We start from the raw sequence: 16,320 nt of genomic DNA on the forward strand, positions 1-16,320 counted from the left end.
GTGCCCTAGCTTTGCTTGCTTTTGTTGTAGACGTCGAAGATCACGGCCGCGAGCAATACGAGCCCCTTAATGATCTGTTGGTAATCAATACCGATGCCCATGATCGACATACCGTTGTTCAGCACACCCATGATAAAGGCCCCGACAACCGCGCCGATAATCTTGCCCGATCCGCCAGACATAGACGCCCCGCCGATAAACACCGCCGCGATCACATCAAGTTCCACGGCGAAACCGGCCTTTGGCGTTGCCGTGTTGAGCCGCGCTGCAAAGATAAGCCCCGCGAGCGCCGCCAACACGCCCATGTTCACAAAGGCAAGGAACGTCAGCCGCTCTGTTTTGGTGCCGGAAAGCTTCGCCGCCTTCTCGTTGCCACCAAGCGCATAGATGCGGCGGCCCGTTACAGTGTTTTCGGTCACAAAGGCATAGAACACCGTCAGAAGCGCCATAGAGATCAGCACATTCGGCAAGCCGCGGAACGTCGAGAGCTTATAGGCCACGAACATCAGCGCGCCGGTCACGATCGCATTGCGGATTATGAAAAAGAGCATCGGCTCGTCTTCGATTCCGTATTGGCGATTGCGCATCCGTCCACGCAGGCCAAGCCAGATGATCGCGCCCACCGCCATTGCACCGGCTGCGAGTGCCGTGCCGTTCGGGCGGCCAATGCCGAAGACGTCTGGAATAAAGCCCGTGGAGATAATCTGGAATTCCTTGGGGAATGGCCCAACCGATTGCCCTTCAAGAAGCCAGAGCGACATACCGCGAAACACGAGCATCCCCGCCAGCGTTACGATAAAGCTCGGAATTTTCCAGAACGCGACCCAATAGCCTTGTGCTGCGCCGATCAAGCCACCAGTGACAAGACAAATCGGAACCGTCACCCAGACGCTTAGCTCAAAATTGACGATCAAAACCGCCGCCAAAGCCCCGACAAACCCCATCACAGAGCCGACCGAAAGGTCGATATGCCCCGAGACAATGACAATGAGCATCCCCAGAGCCATGATGATGATATAGCTGTTTTGCAGGAACAGGTTGGTGATGTTGATTGGCCGCAGCAATGTGCCGTCGGTCATGATTTGGAAGAAGCCCATTATTGCAATGAGAGCAAAGAGCAGCCCGTATTCTCGCATGTGTTTCGCAAGATATGTTTTTACCGAGCTTCCCGCCTCGGCTTGGGGTGTTGCTTGATCTGTCATTTTGTCCTCATTCCGACACGATCATCGACATGATGCGCTCTTGGCTTGCATCCTCTGCCGATAGTTCGCCTACGATTTTTCCTTCATTCATCACGTAAACCCGATCACACATGCCCAATAGCTCGGGCAGTTCGGATGAAATCATGATGACCCCTTTGTCGCGGGCCGACAGATCGTTGATCAGCCCGTAAATCTCGAATTTTGCGCCGACATCGATGCCCCGTGTCGGCTCGTCGAGGATCAGCACATCCGGCTCGGTAAAGAGCCACTTCGCCAAAACAACCTTTTGTTGGTTGCCGCCTGAAAGATTGCCGACCGTCTGTTGAACCGAAGGCGTCCGTATGCGGAGCGCCTTGCGGTAACTCTCCGCCACTTGCGCCTCTTCTTCCTCGTTGAGGATGCCGTTCTTTGACACGCCCGCGAGGTTCGCCAGCGTCGTGTTGCGCTGAATATTGTCATCCAGAATGAGGCCAAGCGATTTGCGGTCTTCGGTTACATAGGCCAGCCCCGCATCAATCGCGCGGGTCACATCCGAAACATCAACTGTCTTGCCACGCAGCTTCACCGTGCCGGAAATATTCTGGCCATAGGATTTGCCGAAAATGCTCATGGCAAGCTCGGTCCGCCCCGCGCCCATCAAGCCCGCAATGCCCACAACCTCGCCCGCACGCACATTGATATTGGCGTTATGGATCACCTGACGGTCGGCGTGTTCGGCGTGGAACACATTCCAATCCTCAACTTCCATCAACATCTCGCCCGCCCGTGGCTCTCGCGCCGGATAGCGTTGCGACATATCCCGCCCGACCATATCGCGCACGATATCATCTTCCGAGATTTCACCCGTCCGCGCATCCAGCGTCGAAACGCTCATACCGTCTCGGATAACCGTGATCGTATCGGCAACGCGGCGGATTTCATTGAGCTTGTGGCTAATGATGATCTGGCTCACACCCTGCGCTTTCAATTCCAGCATCAGGTCGAGCAACACAGCGCTATCCGCTTCGGAAAGCGCGGCTGTTGGCTCGTCCAGAATAAGCAATCGCACGTCTTTGCTGAGCGCTTTGGCGATCTCGACAAGCTGCTGTTTGCCAACACCGATGGAATCCACCTTGGTCGAAGGGCTTTCCGTCAGCCCGACTTTTTTCAGCAATCCCTTGGTGCTTTCGAATGTCTCGCGCCAGTTCATGATGCCGTTCTTGGCGCGCTCATTGCCAAGAAAGATGTTTTCGGCAATCGACAGAAGCGGCACAAGCGCCAGCTCCTGATGAATAATGATGATACCCTTGTCTTCGCTGTCCGAGATGGAGCGAAATTCGCTTAGGGCATTGTCGTAATGAATTTCACCGTCATAGGACCCCGCTGGGTAAACCCCCGACAGCACCTTCATCAGCGTAGATTTTCCGGCCCCGTTCTCGCCACAGATCGCATGGATTTCTCCTTCTTCGACCTTGAGGCTCACACGGTCCAGCGCCTTCACGCCCGGAAACTCTTTGGTAATGGATTTCATTTCCAACAAAGTGGACATGGCGGACTCTTCTTTGTGAGTAGAGGCCGCCCGCAATAAGGGAATTACAGGCGGCCAGTAGGAGGCTTACTTGATTTGATCTTCGGTATAGTAACCGGACCCAATCAGAACCTCTTCCCAGTTGCTTGCATCCACGGATACGGGCTCAAGCAGATAGGACGGAACGACTTTAACGCCGTTGTCATATGTTTCGGTGTCGTTGATTTCCGGCTCGCCGCCTTTGATAAGCGCATCCACCATGCCAACAGTCACACGCGCAAGTTCACGGGTGTCCTTAAAGACTGTGGAATACTGCTCGCCAGCAAGGATCGACTTGACCGAAGGAACCTCTGCGTCCTGACCGGACACGATTGGCATCGGCAGATCGCCAGAGCCATAGCCCACACCTTTGAGCGAGGAGAGGATACCAATCGACAGGCCGTCATATGGCGACAGAACGCCGTGAACCTGCTTTTCGGTGTAATGGGCAGAGAGAAGGTTATCCATCCGCGCCTGTGCAACCGCACCATCCCAACGCAGGGTACCAACAGTTTCCATGCCTTCCTGACCAGACACGATCACAACGTCACCTGAGTCAATCAGCGGCTGAAGAACCGACATCGCGCCGTTATAGAAGAAGTACGCGTTGTTATCGTCAGGCGAACCACCGAATAGCTCTACATTGTAGGGGCCATCGCCAAAACGCTCTTTCAGGCCGTTCACAAGGCTCGTGGCCTGCTGAACGCCGACTTTGAAGTTGTCGAACGTGGCATAGTAATCAACATGGGCGCTGTCGCGGATCAGACGGTCATATGCAATCACGTCGATACCCGCGGCATCTGCGTTTTCCAGCGCGTTGGACAATGTTGTGCCGTCGATCGCCGCAATAACCAGAACATTCACGCCCTTAGTGATCATGTTCTCGATTTGGGCAAGCTGGTTGGGGATGTCGTCTTCTGCGTATTGCAGGTCAACATCATAACCGGCAGCTTGGAATTGCTCGACCATGGAGTTGCCATCAGAGATCCACCGCGCGGAGGATTTGGTCGGCATCGCAATGCCGATTGTGTCGGCCGCAAACGCGCCAGTTGTCATGGCGATCGCAGCTGTTGCCGAAACCAGTACAGATTTCAATTTCATATCTTCTCTCCCTGTCACACCTCACAATCGGAGGCGCGTTTCGTTTTGAGGGTTCCAGACCCATACGTCGTTCTAGGGAGGCTCGACATAACAAACAAATGCAACTATTGATGAAATGCATAACAAAACGGGTATATCGCTATGGATCTCGTCCGCCGCCTAAAGCCGCAACAACTCAGGTTTATTGAGAGAATTGCCGCGTCGGGGAAATTGCAACTGGCCGCTCAGGAGTTGAATCTTTCGCAACCTGCCGCCTCGCGAAGCCTCTCGCAGATCGAGGAAACCCTCGGCGCACAGCTTTTCGAGCGTACTCCCAAGGGCATGGTCGCCACTCCCGTGGGCCACGCGCTTTTGCGCCATTCGCAATCGATTCTTGCCGCTTATGCCAACCTTGAAACCGAGGTGCAGGGGCTTGGCGAAGGGCAGATAGGCGAAGTTCGGATCGGCGCGGTCAACGGCCCCGCTGTGCGCTGCCTCGTTCCGGCAATTCTGGAGATCAAGGAAACCTCACCCCAGATCGAGCCGACCCTCGAAGTGGCCCCCTCCTCCGAACTGGTGCGGCTATTGGATCAAGGCTTCTTCGATTTCGTTATGGCGCGCATGCCCGCAAACTACGATAGCCGCGGCTTTCAGATGCTCCCCGCCCGCCACGAACGTGTGGTGCCGATTGTGCGCGCGAGTCATCCTCTTGCCGACACGCCAAGGCTCACGCTCGCTGATCTTACATCCTATAGCTGGACCATTCAGGAGCGCGGCAACCCGATCCGCACCGCTCTGGAAGAAGCTTTTGCCGAAGATGGTCTGGCCGTTCCGTCCAACATCACCAACACCTCGTCACTCCTGATCACGCTTGGCCTTGTTGAAAACTCCGACACAATTGCCGCCACCACAGAAGAGGTCGCCGAAGTCCTCGGCACCGGCGAAACGCCGCGCCGATTGCGCAAACTGGCGCTGGATAAAACGATCACCGTGTCGCCCTATTACGTCATCATGAAGCGCGGCCGCCGCCTCTCTCGCGTGGCCGAGCGGATTCTCGAAGGGGTGCTGAAACGGTTCTGAACTCCACTCGCACGCCATCGCCGCCCCGAATGACGGGCAAAATCAGGGTAATTTACGTAAAAGAGGTGCGTGACATTCCCGCAGTACCGTAGAAATACGGTGCATGCCTATTTCCAAACGTGATCGAGTGTTTTAAACGGGACCCCATCATCAAAGTGCCCAGAGGGAGCGGCGCACCTTGTCCCAACGGGGACACCAAGCATGGATCACCATGCCACCCGAGCCGCCAATGCTTCCATCCGAACCTGATTCCAGCCAGAAACAGCGCCGCCCGCGCAGGGCCGCCTGTTGCCAGAGACACGACAAAGGATGATCCCGTGCTAGATATCGCCAACCTCCGCAGCACTCTTTCCGAGCATTACGATCTTGCGCCCTCCCCCGAGTTGGCTGCCGAAATGTCCGCGATCTATGAAACGATGAACCGTGTGGTGAGCCCCGCGGATTGGGCGATCTATGCGCCCTATGTCGCCGCGATCAACAAGCTCAAGAAAGAGCGCAACGCTGTCATCCTTGCGCACAACTACATGACGCCCGAAATCTATCATGGTGTTGCGGATTTTGTGGGAGACAGCCTTCAGCTTGCAATCAAAGCAACCGAAGTCGAAGAAGCGGTCATCGTGCAATGCGGTGTGCATTTCATGGCCGAGACTTCGAAAATCCTGAACCCCGCGAAAACCGTGCTCATCCCCGACACCGAGGCAGGATGCTCGCTCGCAGAGTCAATCACTGCCGAGGGCGTCGAAGAGATGCGCGCCAAATACCCCGGTGCGCCGGTTGTTTCCTATGTGAACACCACCGCCGAAGTGAAGGCCGCGTCTGATATCTGCTGCACCTCCGCGAACGCGCTTCAGATCGTGAACGCCATGGAAAGCGACACCGTCATCATGACGCCCGATCAATACCTCGCGCAAAACGTTGCCAATGAATCCCACAAGAAGGTCGTGTTCTGGGAAGGGTCGTGCATCGTTCACGAACTCTATACCGCCGAGGATCTGCGCGCCTATCGCGAGCATAATCCCGAGGTAAAGATCATCGCGCATCCCGAATGCACCCCCGATGTGGTGGCCGAAGCCGATTACACCGGCTCCACCAGCGGTATTGTCGATTGGGTTCACCAGCACAAACCCAAAGAAGCGATGCTCGTGACGGAATGTTCCATGGCGTCCAACATCGCCGACGAGCTTCCAGATGTGGAATTCTCCAAGCCGTGCAACATGTGCCCCTATATGAAGAAAATCTCGCTCGAGAAGATCCTCTGGTCGCTGCACAATATGTCGGACGAGGTTGTTGTGGATACGGCCGTTGCGGAAAAGGCTCGCAACGCGGTTGAAGAAATGATCCGCCTAAGCCGCAAACTCGGATTGTAACGCCACCCCATGACGCAGCCTCCGGTTCAAACAAATCGTATCGTGATTGTCGGTGCCGGTCTAGCCGCACTCTATGCGGCGCTGCGTCTGGCTCCGCGCCCTGTTCTGGTGATCTCGCCAGAGGCGCTTGGATACGGAGCAAGTTCCGCTTGGGCACAGGGCGGCGTGGCCGCTGCAATGGCGCCGGGTGATACGCCGGAAGCCCATGCCGCCGATACGGTCCGCGCCGGTGCTGGCATTGTCGACGCCGAGGTTGCACGGCTCGTAACCGATGTGGCCCGCGAACATATCCTCGACCTTACCGATCTCGGCACGCCCTTTGATAGGGATGCAAAGGGCGGCTATGTGATGAACCGAGAGGCCGCCCATTCCGCCGCCCGCGTGGTTCGCGTTAAGGGTGATCAAGCTGGCCGTCAGATCATGGAAACCCTGATTGCCGAGGTCCGCGAGACCCCTTCCGTTCAGGTGATCGAGGGCGCGCTGGCCTCTGGCCTTGAAGCCGAAGGTGGTAAAGTTACTGGCGTTTGGATTGAAAGCGCTGCCGAACCTGCCTCTGCGCCGCAACTCATCCGATGCCCTGCCGTTCTGTTGGCGGGCGGCGGCTCTGGTGGGCTGTTTGCCCATACCACCAACCCGCCGCGCATCCGCGGACAGGTGATCGGTATGGCCGCCCGTGCAGGCGCGGTGATCTCTGATGCGGAGTTTGTGCAGTTTCACCCAACCGCAATTGCCTCTGGCGAAGACCCGATGCCCCTTGCAACCGAGGCCCTGCGCGGCGAAGGCGCGGTGCTGGTCAACAAGAACGGTGAACGGTTTATGCAAGCCCTCCACCCAGACGCCGAACTTGCCCCCCGCGATGTTGTGGCGCGTGGCGTCTTTGCCCAAACACAAGCAGGGAACAAGCCGGTTCTCGACACCCGCGAAGCCCTTGGTGCCGAGGTAAGCGAGCGTTTTCCCGCCCTTGCCGAAGCCTGCGCGCGCGCTGGAATTGACCCGCGCGTTGCACCTGTTCCTGTGGCAGCAGCTGCACATTATCACATGGGCGGCGTAGATGCCGATGCCGATGGCCGCACAAGCCTTGCCAATCTCTGGGTCAGTGGCGAAGCCAGTTCGACAGGGCTACACGGTGCGAACCGCTTGGCCTCCAACGGGCTACTCGAAGCGCTGGTCTATGCCCGCAACGCCGCACAAGACATCGCCGCCAACACCGACCCCCAAGACGCGCCGGAATTGGCGATAAACTTCAGCGGCTCCAGCACCGCGCCAGACCCTGCCGCCGTTGCCAAACTGCGCGAAACCATGACTGTGCATGTGGGCGTGATCCGCAACGCCGCTGGCCTTAAGACCGCGCTGCGCACAATCGACACCCTTGCCGAAAGCCACCCGCCCTGCGACGCCTTCGCCAACATGGTGGCCACCGCAACGCTCATCACCGCCGCTGCGCTTCTACGCGAAGAAAGCCGTGGCGGACATTTCCGCGATGATTTCCCAGAGGCAAACCCCGCCCTCTCCGAACGCAGCCACCTGACCCTAGCCGACGCACGCGCCCTGCGCCGCAAAATTGCCCGCGAGGATTCCGAATGACAGCCCCCTTTGCCGCCCTGCCCGATCTGATCCTTGAGCCACTGGTCCGTGCGGCCCTCCTCGAAGACCTCGGCCAATACGGCGATGTCACTACCCGCGCCGTGATCCCTGCCGACAAAACCTATGCCGCCCGCCTGAATGCCCGCGCCGATGGCGTTGTGTCGGGGATGCAAATCGCCGCCATCGCCTTCCGCCTTGTCGATCCCGCGCTTGAGGTCAAAACCCTCATAGCTGACGGCACACCCTGCAAAGCGGGTGAAACGCTGATGACAATCAACGGCTCTGCCGCCTCAATCCTGATGGGCGAACGGGTGGCGCTCAATTTTGCGGGGCGGCTCTCGGGCATCGCCACGCTCACCGCATCTTTCGTGGCCGAAACCAAAGGCACCGAAACCCGCATCACCTGCACGCGCAAAACCACGCCGGGCCTGCGCATTGTAGAGAAACAAGCCGTGCTTCACGGCGGCGGCTACAACCACCGCTATTCGCTGTCTGATGCAATCCTGATCAAAGATAACCACATCGCAGCATCAGGCGGCATCAAACCCGTCCTGACCGCCGCGCGCAATTCCGCCTCGCATATGATGCGCATCGAAATCGAGGTCGACACGCTCGCCCAGCTTTCCGACGTGCTTGAAACCGGTGGCGCGGATGTGGTCCTGCTTGACAATATGGATACCCCGACCTTGCAAAAAGCCGTTGAAATGGCGCGCGGCAAAATCATCACCGAAGCATCCGGCAATATGACCCTGCCGCGCATTAACGAAGTTGCCGCAACAGGTGTTGATTACATCTCCTCGGGCGCGCTAACCCATTCGGCGCAAACACTCGATCTCGGTCTGGATTTCTAAACGATGAAGTTTTCGGCAAACCTCGGCTTTCTTTGGGCTGACCTGTCTCTCCCTGATGCAATCCGCGCCGCCAAACGCGCAGGGTTTGACGCGGTAGAGTGCCACTGGCCTTATAACACGCCCCCCGCCGAAGTAACCGAAGCGCTACTTGAAACCGGCCTGCCCATGCTCGGCCTGAACACGGCTCGCGGCCATGTGACACGCGGCGAAAACGGCCTCGCCGCTGTGCCCAACCGGATCAACGCCGCTCGCGCTGCCATTGATCAGGCGATTGATTACGCCGTTCTGACCCATACCGCGAATATCCACGTCATGGCGGGCATCGCCAATGGGCCAACCGCGTGCAAAACCTTTATCGAGAATTTGCGCTACGCCTGCCACCTCGCCGCGCCGCTTGGAAAAACCATCCTGATCGAGCCGCTCAACGCCCATGACGCGCCCAACTATTTCCTGCGCGACACCGAACAAGCCGCCGAGATCATTGACAAGGCCGGCGCGCCCAATCTCAAACTGATGTTTGATTGCTATCATGTTGGCCGCACAGAGGGCCGCGTGATCTCCCGCTTGCGCACACTCTTTCCGCTGATCGGCCACGTGCAATTTGCCTCTGTCCCGGATCGCGGTGCGCCGGACCAAGGCGCGGTTGATTACGCCGAAGTTTTTGCCGAGCTCAACACCCTCGGTTACACCGCCCCGCTCGGCGCCGAATACCGGCCCGAAGGCAAAACCGAGGACTCCCTTGGTTGGCTCTCTGCGGATTGGGCACGGCCTTCTCGCTAACCCACTGATTTTGCATAGGCGATTGACAGAATTTGGCCCAATCGCATACTAACGCGTTAATTCAAGATCATTTCAGGCACAAATTTTGCCTGCCGCACAAGATTGGAGCGTGCCCGTGGCCGCCGAACAAGACGTTGTCGCAAATCTGAACCCCATCGCTACCGAACACATTCCGCCCTATGTTCCGCTTCCGGGCCAATCCGATTGGCTCATGACCGGAACGGCAATTTTCCTGATAGTTATGATTGTCGGCATCGGAGTTTTCTATCTAAAGCTTCATACGCTTCCGGACCGGATGGCTCACAAAGGGCAGAAACTTCAGTTCGAAATCGTGGCCGTACTGTGCCTCATTGCGCTGTTTACCCATAACCATGCGTTTTGGATTGCGGCCCTCTTGCTCGCACTGGTTCCAATTCCAGATTTTAGATCACCAATCGTTTCCATGGCGGATTCCCTCGCGATTATCGCGAAATCCTATGCGCCCCCGCCCGACCCCGCGGAGTCTCCCGCTCCCGTCGCTGCTTCGCAAGCAACCGTCGAAACATCCGACATAGCAGCAGAACAGACTCAAAATATTTCTGATCAGGACAAAGGCTGACCCATGTTTGAACTTACCCTTTGCTCCATGTTCACCATCCTGCCCGATTATCTCTATCGTCGATACGGACAGGACAAGCGGATCGGCCGCGAAATCACGCTGTTTTCGGTTTGGTATGAATTGCGGTGGGGCATCACGCTCTGCTTCATCCTCACTGTCAGCCTGATCACCGCGATCTTCTATTTTCACCCCTCGACCAAGGCGGCGAACTCCGTGTATCGCACCGTCACCATTCTTCCCGAGATCAACGGTCGGGTGGAGGAAACCTATGTTGCCATCAACGAAAAGGTTTCCGAGGGCGACCCGATCTTCAAGCTCGACGATAGCAAGCAACGCGCCAGTGTTGAAATGGCCAAGCGCAAGATCGAAGAGATCGACGCGCGTATGATTGTTGCCCAGTCACAGCTTAAAGAAGCCGAAGGCCGCGTCATTCAGGCACAAGGCGTGCTTGAACAGGCCATCGACGAATATGAAGTCCGCGCTGAACTGCTTGAAAGCAATTCTGGTGCCGTTTCCGAACGGGATGTGGAGCGCCTGAAGGTCAGAGTCGATACCGAGCAAGGTTCCGTCGATGCCGCCACCGCCCACAAAGAAGCCATCGAATCCCAGATCGAATTCCAATTGCCCGCCGAAAAGGCCAGCGCGGTTGCGAGCCTCGATCAAGCGATGGTCGAACTGGACAAAACCCTTGTTACGGCCAGCACAGATGGCATCGTCCAGCAATTCGCCCTGCGCCCGGGCGATGTGGTTAACCCGATGCTACGCCCTGCCGGTATCCTCGTTCCCGAGCGTCTCGAAACCGGACTCGTCGCAGGGTTTGGACAAATTCAATCCAAGGTCCTGAAGGTTGGGATGATCGGCGAAGTCACCTGCATGGCGCGCCCATGGGAGATCATTCCTGTGGTTGTCGCCGAGGTTCAGAACGTGATCGCCGCAGGGCAAATCCGCCCAACCGACACGCTCGTCGATGTGAGCAAAATTGCTCCGGACGGAACGATTACTGTTATCCTTGAGCCACTAATCGAAGGGTCTTTCGAAGGCCTGCCGCAAGGGGCTGCCTGTATTGCCAATGTCTACTCCAGTGGCCACGAAATGCTGGCGCGTGACGATCTCACGACCCTGCAAAAGATTGGCTACCACGGCATGGATACAGTCGGATTGGTGCACGCTCTGATCCTGCGCATTCAGGCTCTTCTGTTGCCAGTCCAAACGCTCGTCCTTAAAGGGCACTAAAACGGCCCATCCCATCAACGCGAAAAGGCTCCCCATTGGGAGCCTTTTTCATTTCAAACGCCGCGCTGGACTATTGCGCCAAAAGATTAACGGAGTTGAGTTTGTCCCAGTCGAAGATGACGCCGGTTCCGGGGGTGTCGGGGGCGACGGCGCGGTGGTTTTCAACTTTGAGCGGGCGGGTGGTGTAGGCATCAATCGGGAAGGAATGGACCTCGATCCAACCCGCGTTGTCTTGGGCGGACACAAGGCTCACGTGCAGCTCCTGCATCCCGTGGCTACAGACCGGAATGCCATATTTGCGGCTCATCTCGGCCACCTGCAAAAACCCTGTGATCCCGCCACAGTTCGAGGCGTCGGGCTGGATGAACGAGAGTTTCGCCTGCTCGAACGCGTATTCAAACTCGTGGATCGTATGAAGGTTCTCACCCATGGCCAGCGGCATCCCCGTGGCCTCCGCAATCATCCCCATGCCGATATAATCATCGGGAATAATCGGCTCCTCAAACCACGTCAGATCATAGGGTTTGAACGCCTCACAGGCCGCAAGCGCCTCCTCGCGGGTCATGGAATAATTGGCGTCGACCATGAACTTCACGTCCGGCCCGATGAGCTTGCGCACGGCGGCAATCCGCTCCACATCCTCGGCCAAACTCGGCTGGCCGATCTTGATCTTCACGCCGTTGAACCCCTGATCAAGATAGCTCTGGATGCTGTCCAAGAGCTTGGGCAGCGGGAAGTTCAGATCAATCCCCCCGCAATAGGCCTTGCAGGTGTTATCCGCGCCGCCCGCCATCTTCCACAGGGGCTCGCCCCGCTGTTTGCCGCGACAATCCCAGAGCGCAATATCCAGCGCCGAAATCGCAAAGCTCGCAATGCCGCCGCGCGCCACGTAATGCACATGCCACTGCATCGCCTCGTAAAGCGCCTCGACCTCCGCGCCGTCCTGACCCAGCAAAAACGGGATGAGATCATCGTCAATCATCGCCTTGATCGCGCTGCCCCCCTTGCCGCCGGTATAGGTATAACCGGTGCCCTCGGTGCCATCCTCAAGCGTCACCGTCGCGGTGATCAGCTCGAAATGCGTATGCGTGCCGTGCTTCGCATCCACCAGAACCTCGGCCAAAGGCACATGGAAAATCTGAGACTTGATTGATGTGATACGGGTCATTTGCGCGCCTACATCACCGCCCCGATTTGCCACGGGACAAACTCGTGATCACCAAGACCGAGCGCCTCGCTCTTGGTTTGTTTGCCCGAAGCCGCCGCGAGGATCGCGTCCAGTATTTCCGCGCCCTTATCCTCAAGCGAGACACCGCTGCTCACGATATCGCCGCAGTTGATGTCCATATCATCGGGCATCGCGCCAAAGAGGCGGTCATTCGTGGCAACCTTGATCGTCGGCGCGGGTTTCGAACCAAACGCAGAGCCGCGCCCCGTCGTAAACACAACAATCTGCGCGCCGCTGGCGATCTGGCCTGTTACGGAAACGGGGTCATAGCCGGGCGAGTCCATGAACACAAAACCCTTAGATTTCACCACCTCGCCGTAAGCCACAACATCTGTAAGCGGGGTCGAACCCGCCTTGGCCGAGGCACCCAGCGACTTCTCAAGGATGGTGGTCAACCCACCTGCTTTGTTGCCAGGCGACGGGTTGTTATCCATCGAACCGTTGTGCATCGCGGTGTAGTCTTCCCACCACTTGATAAGGTCCACCAGCTTCTGGGCCACGGTATCGTTCGCTGCCCGCCGCAACAAAAGCTGCTCCGCGCCGTAAATCTCGGATGTCTCCGCCAAAATCACTGTGCCGCCAAGCCCGACAAGCCCGTCTGCTGCCATGCCAAGGGCGGGGTTGGCCGTAATGCCGGAAAACCCGTCGGAGCCGCCACATTGCAACGCCACGGTCAGCTCTGACGCGGGGCATTCTTCGCGCTTGGTTTTGTTCACCTCTGGAAGCAGTTCGGCCACTTGCGCCTTGATGCGCTCGATCGTGGCGCGCGTGCCGCCGGTCTCTTGGATGGTTAGGCCGTGGAAGCGCTCGCTGCCGTCGCCCTCAAACATCTGGCGCATCTTGGCAACCTGCATCACCTCGCAGCCAAGCCCCACGAAAATCGCCGCACCCACATTCGGATGGGTCGCATGCCCCCACAACACCCGCTGAAGGTTGTCCCAGCCCTTGGTGTTCGTCGCCATGCCGCAGCCCGTCCCGTGCGAGAGCGCAACAACGCCGTCAACATTTGGGTAATCGTCGAGCATACCGCTCGCCTCAACCTCGGCGGCGGCCTTTTTGATCACCGTCGCAGAGCAGTTCACCGTGGCGCAAAGCGCAATCATGTTGCGCGTACCAACGCGCCCATCCGCGCGGCGATAGCCCATGAACGTGCGCCCTTCCATCGACGGAATAGCCGCCTGCGCTTTCTCAAGATCAGCGCCGAATTCATAGGTCTGGCCATGATCGCCAAACGCGCAGTTGTGCGAATGCACATGCGCGCCCGCAGGGATATCCTCGGTGGCATAACCAATCAGCTGCCCAAATTTATAAACTTCGGCCCCCTGGGCCAAAGCTTCCCGCGCTATCTTGTGGCCGCTGGAAACCGCTTTCGGCAAGGGCGCACCAATGCCAAGCGGATCGTCCCCCTCACCTGCGCGCGCAGTCAAAATCGCAACGTTATCGGATGGGTGCAGCAACAGCGTTTCAGCCATGGTTCAATGTCCTGTTATCAAGAAGTCAGCGCAGCAATGATACCGCGCAATTCGGCAAGCCCGCGAAGCCGTCCGATCATCGGATAGCCGGGGATAGCCCCCGCGCCGATATCGGTCAGTAACTCGTGGCCGTGATCGGGGCGGAAAGGTATCGTGTGGTCGGCGCGACCCGCATCACGGCGGCGCGCTTCTTCCTCAAGCAAAACCCGCACAAGCGCGACCATATCGGTATCGCCGCCCAAATGCGCCGCTTCCTCAAAGCTGCCGTCCGGATCTTTGGCCACATTGCGCAGATGTGCAAAATGGATGCGGTCGGCAAACTGGCGTGCAATTGCAGGCACATCATTGGCAGGGTTCGCCCCGAGCGAGCCGGAACAAAGCGTCAGCCCATTGGCCGCGCTCTCTACGGCGCCAAGAATCCATGCAATGTCATCGCCATCAGACACAATCCGTGGCAGCCCAAGGATATCACGCGGCGGATCATCGGGATGCACACACATGCGAATGCCCAATTCCTCTGCGGCTGGAATAATCTCCTCAAGGAAGCGGCGGTAATTCTCGCGCAACTCTGCGCGGCCTATGCCCTCATAAGATTTGAGCGCCTCACGCAGCCCCTCAACATCATAACGATCAAACGCGCCGGGCATCCCCGTCATGATCGACGCGAGAAGCTCTTCGCGGTCTGCTTCGCTGGCTTGTTGAAACCATGATGCAGCCTTGGCGCAAACTTCTGGCGGATAGTCATCCTCCGCGCCCTCGCGCTTCAGCATGTGAATTTCAAACGCCGCCATCCGATGCGCTTCAAACCGCAAACACGTGCCGCCGCCTTTTACAGGAGCGGCCAGATCGGTGCGCGTCCAATCCAGAAGCGGCATGAAGTTATAGCAAATCGTATGAACGCCCTCTGCGGCCAGATTGGCCATCGAGGTGCGGTAATTCTCAAACAACGGCGCAAGGTCGCCGTCACCGCGTTTGATGCTCTCGTGAATAGGCAGGCTTTCGACCACAGACCATTCAAACCCCGCGCCGCGAATTTCTTCTGCGCGTTTGGCAATGGCTTCGCGGCTCCACACTTCGCCATACGGGATTTCATGCAGCGCATTCACAATACCCCTCGCGCCCGTCTGGGCCACCTCACCAAGTGTGATCTTGTCAAACGGCCCGTACCAACGCCACGTTTCCAGCATGCTGCCTCCATGAATTTTCGGTTGCGATAGTCAGACTTCTAGCGCCAAGGATCACATCCCCGCGCAGATTGCATTTCTTCGGAAAACTATCGGATCTGGAATGCATATATTCTAGCATATCAGTCTGGTCAAACTCAATTGCCTCTGCGTCACATTGCATTCCGTCACAGAAGCGATAGGCTTATGCTATACACCCTCGTCATTCAGCGGAGGCGCCAGTGGCATAGGCGGCCCAAACAGGCTCTATCAAAGCCCAAATGCGCCCGATTGCTAAAGAGACCCGCCAGACAATGGAAAACACAGAGCAACATTTCAGCCGCTTCGCGGTCTATATCGTTCCTGGTGATCACGAGCACGAACTCGCCGCCTTTGGCGCGCAATGGCTCGGCTGGGACATCAACCACGGGCGGCTCACCAATTTTCTGACGGTCCTTGATCTTCCCGCCCCTATTCAGAAGATCACCGAAACGCCCCACCGATACGGGTTCCACGGCACGATAAAACCACCCTTCCGCCTTGCCGAAGGGAAGCACTTCGCCGATCTGCACAACGCATTCCTTGCCATAACCCGCGCGCAGCGCCCGCTGTCTCTTGGCCGCCTGAAACTCGAAAAACTCGGCTCCTTTCTCGCCCTTACGCCGGAAGTTCCAACCGCCGAGTTAAGCGCCTTTTCTGCCGAGTTTGTGACACATCTCGATGAATTCCGCGCCCCACCAACAGAGGCCGAAACCGCCAAGCGTAAATCCGCGGGCCTAACGCCGCGCCAAGAGGAATTGCTCGCGCGGTGGGGCTATCCCTATGTGTTCGACACGTTCAAATTCCACATGACCCTCACCGGCCCCCTATCCGAACCAGACCTCGCCCAAACCCAAGCCGCCCTCGCGCCCGTCGTTGCGCCCCTCTTGCAAGAACCGGTACGGATCCAAGAGGTCTGTCTTGTTGGAGAGGATCACACAGGCCGCTTCCATACCCTGACCCGCGCTAAGATCGGCGCGTAATTGGGCCGCAATAGAGCCTGTCTCAACGCGCATCTATTCATTCCACACGTAAATTTGCACCATACTCTCTTTCAAGACGGTCGAATTTACCGCACACTCAATTCAAGCAACATG

At 57.6% G+C, this 16,320-nt stretch carries 14 protein-coding genes; 8 read left to right on the forward strand and 6 right to left on the reverse strand.

Features of this window, described 5'->3' with window-relative positions; genetic code table 11:
* Nucleotides 1-5: 5 nt before the first annotated feature.
* The 3 genes from mmsB to chvE all read right to left on the reverse strand — a co-directional run bounded on the left by mmsB (nucleotide 6) and on the right by chvE (nucleotide 3,849).
* Nucleotides 6-1,202: a multiple monosaccharide ABC transporter permease gene (gene mmsB / locus OU789_RS16385; RefSeq protein WP_274656827.1), complete on the reverse strand. Its 1,197-nt coding sequence runs from the start codon at nucleotides 1,200-1,202 to the stop codon at nucleotides 6-8.
* A gap of 7 nt (nucleotides 1,203-1,209) precedes the next feature.
* Nucleotides 1,210-2,730, reverse strand: coding sequence for a multiple monosaccharide ABC transporter ATP-binding protein (mmsA, locus tag OU789_RS16390; RefSeq protein ID WP_274656829.1), 1,521 nt, complete (start codon nucleotides 2,728-2,730; stop codon nucleotides 1,210-1,212).
* Between the two features lie 66 nt (nucleotides 2,731-2,796).
* Nucleotides 2,797-3,849: a multiple monosaccharide ABC transporter substrate-binding protein gene (gene chvE / locus OU789_RS16395; RefSeq protein WP_274656831.1), complete on the reverse strand. Its 1,053-nt coding sequence runs from the start codon at nucleotides 3,847-3,849 to the stop codon at nucleotides 2,797-2,799.
* 141 nt (nucleotides 3,850-3,990) lie between these two features.
* Here chvE and OU789_RS16400 point away from each other — a divergent pair, with 141 nt between their 5' ends.
* From OU789_RS16400 to OU789_RS16430, 7 genes are all read left to right on the forward strand, one after another.
* Nucleotides 3,991-4,908, forward strand: a complete 918-nt coding sequence (locus OU789_RS16400) for a LysR substrate-binding domain-containing protein (protein WP_274656833.1) — start codon at nucleotides 3,991-3,993, stop codon at nucleotides 4,906-4,908.
* A 317-nt stretch (nucleotides 4,909-5,225) separates the two neighbouring features.
* Nucleotides 5,226-6,275 (forward strand): quinolinate synthase NadA, encoded by a 1,050-nt coding sequence (gene nadA / locus OU789_RS16405; RefSeq protein ID WP_274656834.1) that lies wholly within the window; start codon nucleotides 5,226-5,228, stop codon nucleotides 6,273-6,275.
* A gap of 9 nt (nucleotides 6,276-6,284) precedes the next feature.
* Nucleotides 6,285-7,859, forward strand: a complete 1,575-nt coding sequence (locus OU789_RS16410; RefSeq protein WP_274656836.1) for an L-aspartate oxidase — start codon at nucleotides 6,285-6,287, stop codon at nucleotides 7,857-7,859.
* Nucleotides 7,856-8,710 carry a carboxylating nicotinate-nucleotide diphosphorylase gene (nadC, locus tag OU789_RS16415; protein ID WP_274656838.1) on the forward strand — a complete coding sequence of 285 codons (855 nt, stop codon included), beginning with the start codon at nucleotides 7,856-7,858 and terminating at the stop codon, nucleotides 8,708-8,710. Before OU789_RS16410 ends, nadC begins: the two co-directional genes overlap by 4 nt.
* Nucleotides 8,711-8,713: 3 nt before the next feature.
* Nucleotides 8,714-9,490, forward strand: a complete 777-nt coding sequence (locus OU789_RS16420; protein WP_274656840.1) for a hydroxypyruvate isomerase family protein — start codon at nucleotides 8,714-8,716, stop codon at nucleotides 9,488-9,490.
* A gap of 115 nt (nucleotides 9,491-9,605) precedes the next feature.
* The gene (locus OU789_RS16425) at nucleotides 9,606-10,088 is read left to right on the forward strand and encodes a hypothetical protein (protein WP_274656842.1); all 483 of its coding nucleotides are present in this window, start codon (nucleotides 9,606-9,608) and stop codon (nucleotides 10,086-10,088) included.
* A gap of 3 nt (nucleotides 10,089-10,091) precedes the next feature.
* The gene (locus OU789_RS16430) at nucleotides 10,092-11,321 is read left to right on the forward strand and encodes an HlyD family secretion protein (RefSeq protein WP_274656844.1); all 1,230 of its coding nucleotides are present in this window, start codon (nucleotides 10,092-10,094) and stop codon (nucleotides 11,319-11,321) included.
* A 70-nt stretch (nucleotides 11,322-11,391) separates the two neighbouring features.
* On the opposite strand, the gene OU789_RS16435 is transcribed toward OU789_RS16430, so the two are convergent.
* The 3 genes from OU789_RS16435 to uxuA are packed head-to-tail and all read right to left on the reverse strand — an operon-like array spanning nucleotide 11,392 to nucleotide 15,208.
* Nucleotides 11,392-12,489 (reverse strand): mandelate racemase/muconate lactonizing enzyme family protein, encoded by a 1,098-nt coding sequence (locus tag OU789_RS16435; protein WP_274656846.1) that lies wholly within the window; start codon nucleotides 12,487-12,489, stop codon nucleotides 11,392-11,394.
* A gap of 8 nt (nucleotides 12,490-12,497) precedes the next feature.
* Nucleotides 12,498-14,021: a UxaA family hydrolase gene (locus OU789_RS16440; protein WP_274656847.1), complete on the reverse strand. Its 1,524-nt coding sequence runs from the start codon at nucleotides 14,019-14,021 to the stop codon at nucleotides 12,498-12,500.
* A gap of 17 nt (nucleotides 14,022-14,038) precedes the next feature.
* On the reverse strand, nucleotides 14,039-15,208 hold the full coding sequence (gene uxuA / locus OU789_RS16445; protein ID WP_274656848.1) for a mannonate dehydratase: 1,170 nt from the start codon (nucleotides 15,206-15,208) through the stop codon (nucleotides 14,039-14,041).
* Between the two features lie 290 nt (nucleotides 15,209-15,498).
* On the opposite strand from uxuA, the gene OU789_RS16450 reads away from it, so the two are divergent.
* Nucleotides 15,499-16,206, forward strand: a complete 708-nt coding sequence (locus OU789_RS16450) for a DUF1045 domain-containing protein (RefSeq protein WP_274656850.1) — start codon at nucleotides 15,499-15,501, stop codon at nucleotides 16,204-16,206.
* Nucleotides 16,207-16,320 lie beyond the last annotated feature (114 nt).

The organism is Halocynthiibacter sp. C4 (assembly GCF_028823805.1).
Taxonomy (GTDB): Bacteria; Pseudomonadota; Alphaproteobacteria; order Rhodobacterales; family Rhodobacteraceae; genus Falsihalocynthiibacter; species Falsihalocynthiibacter halioticoli.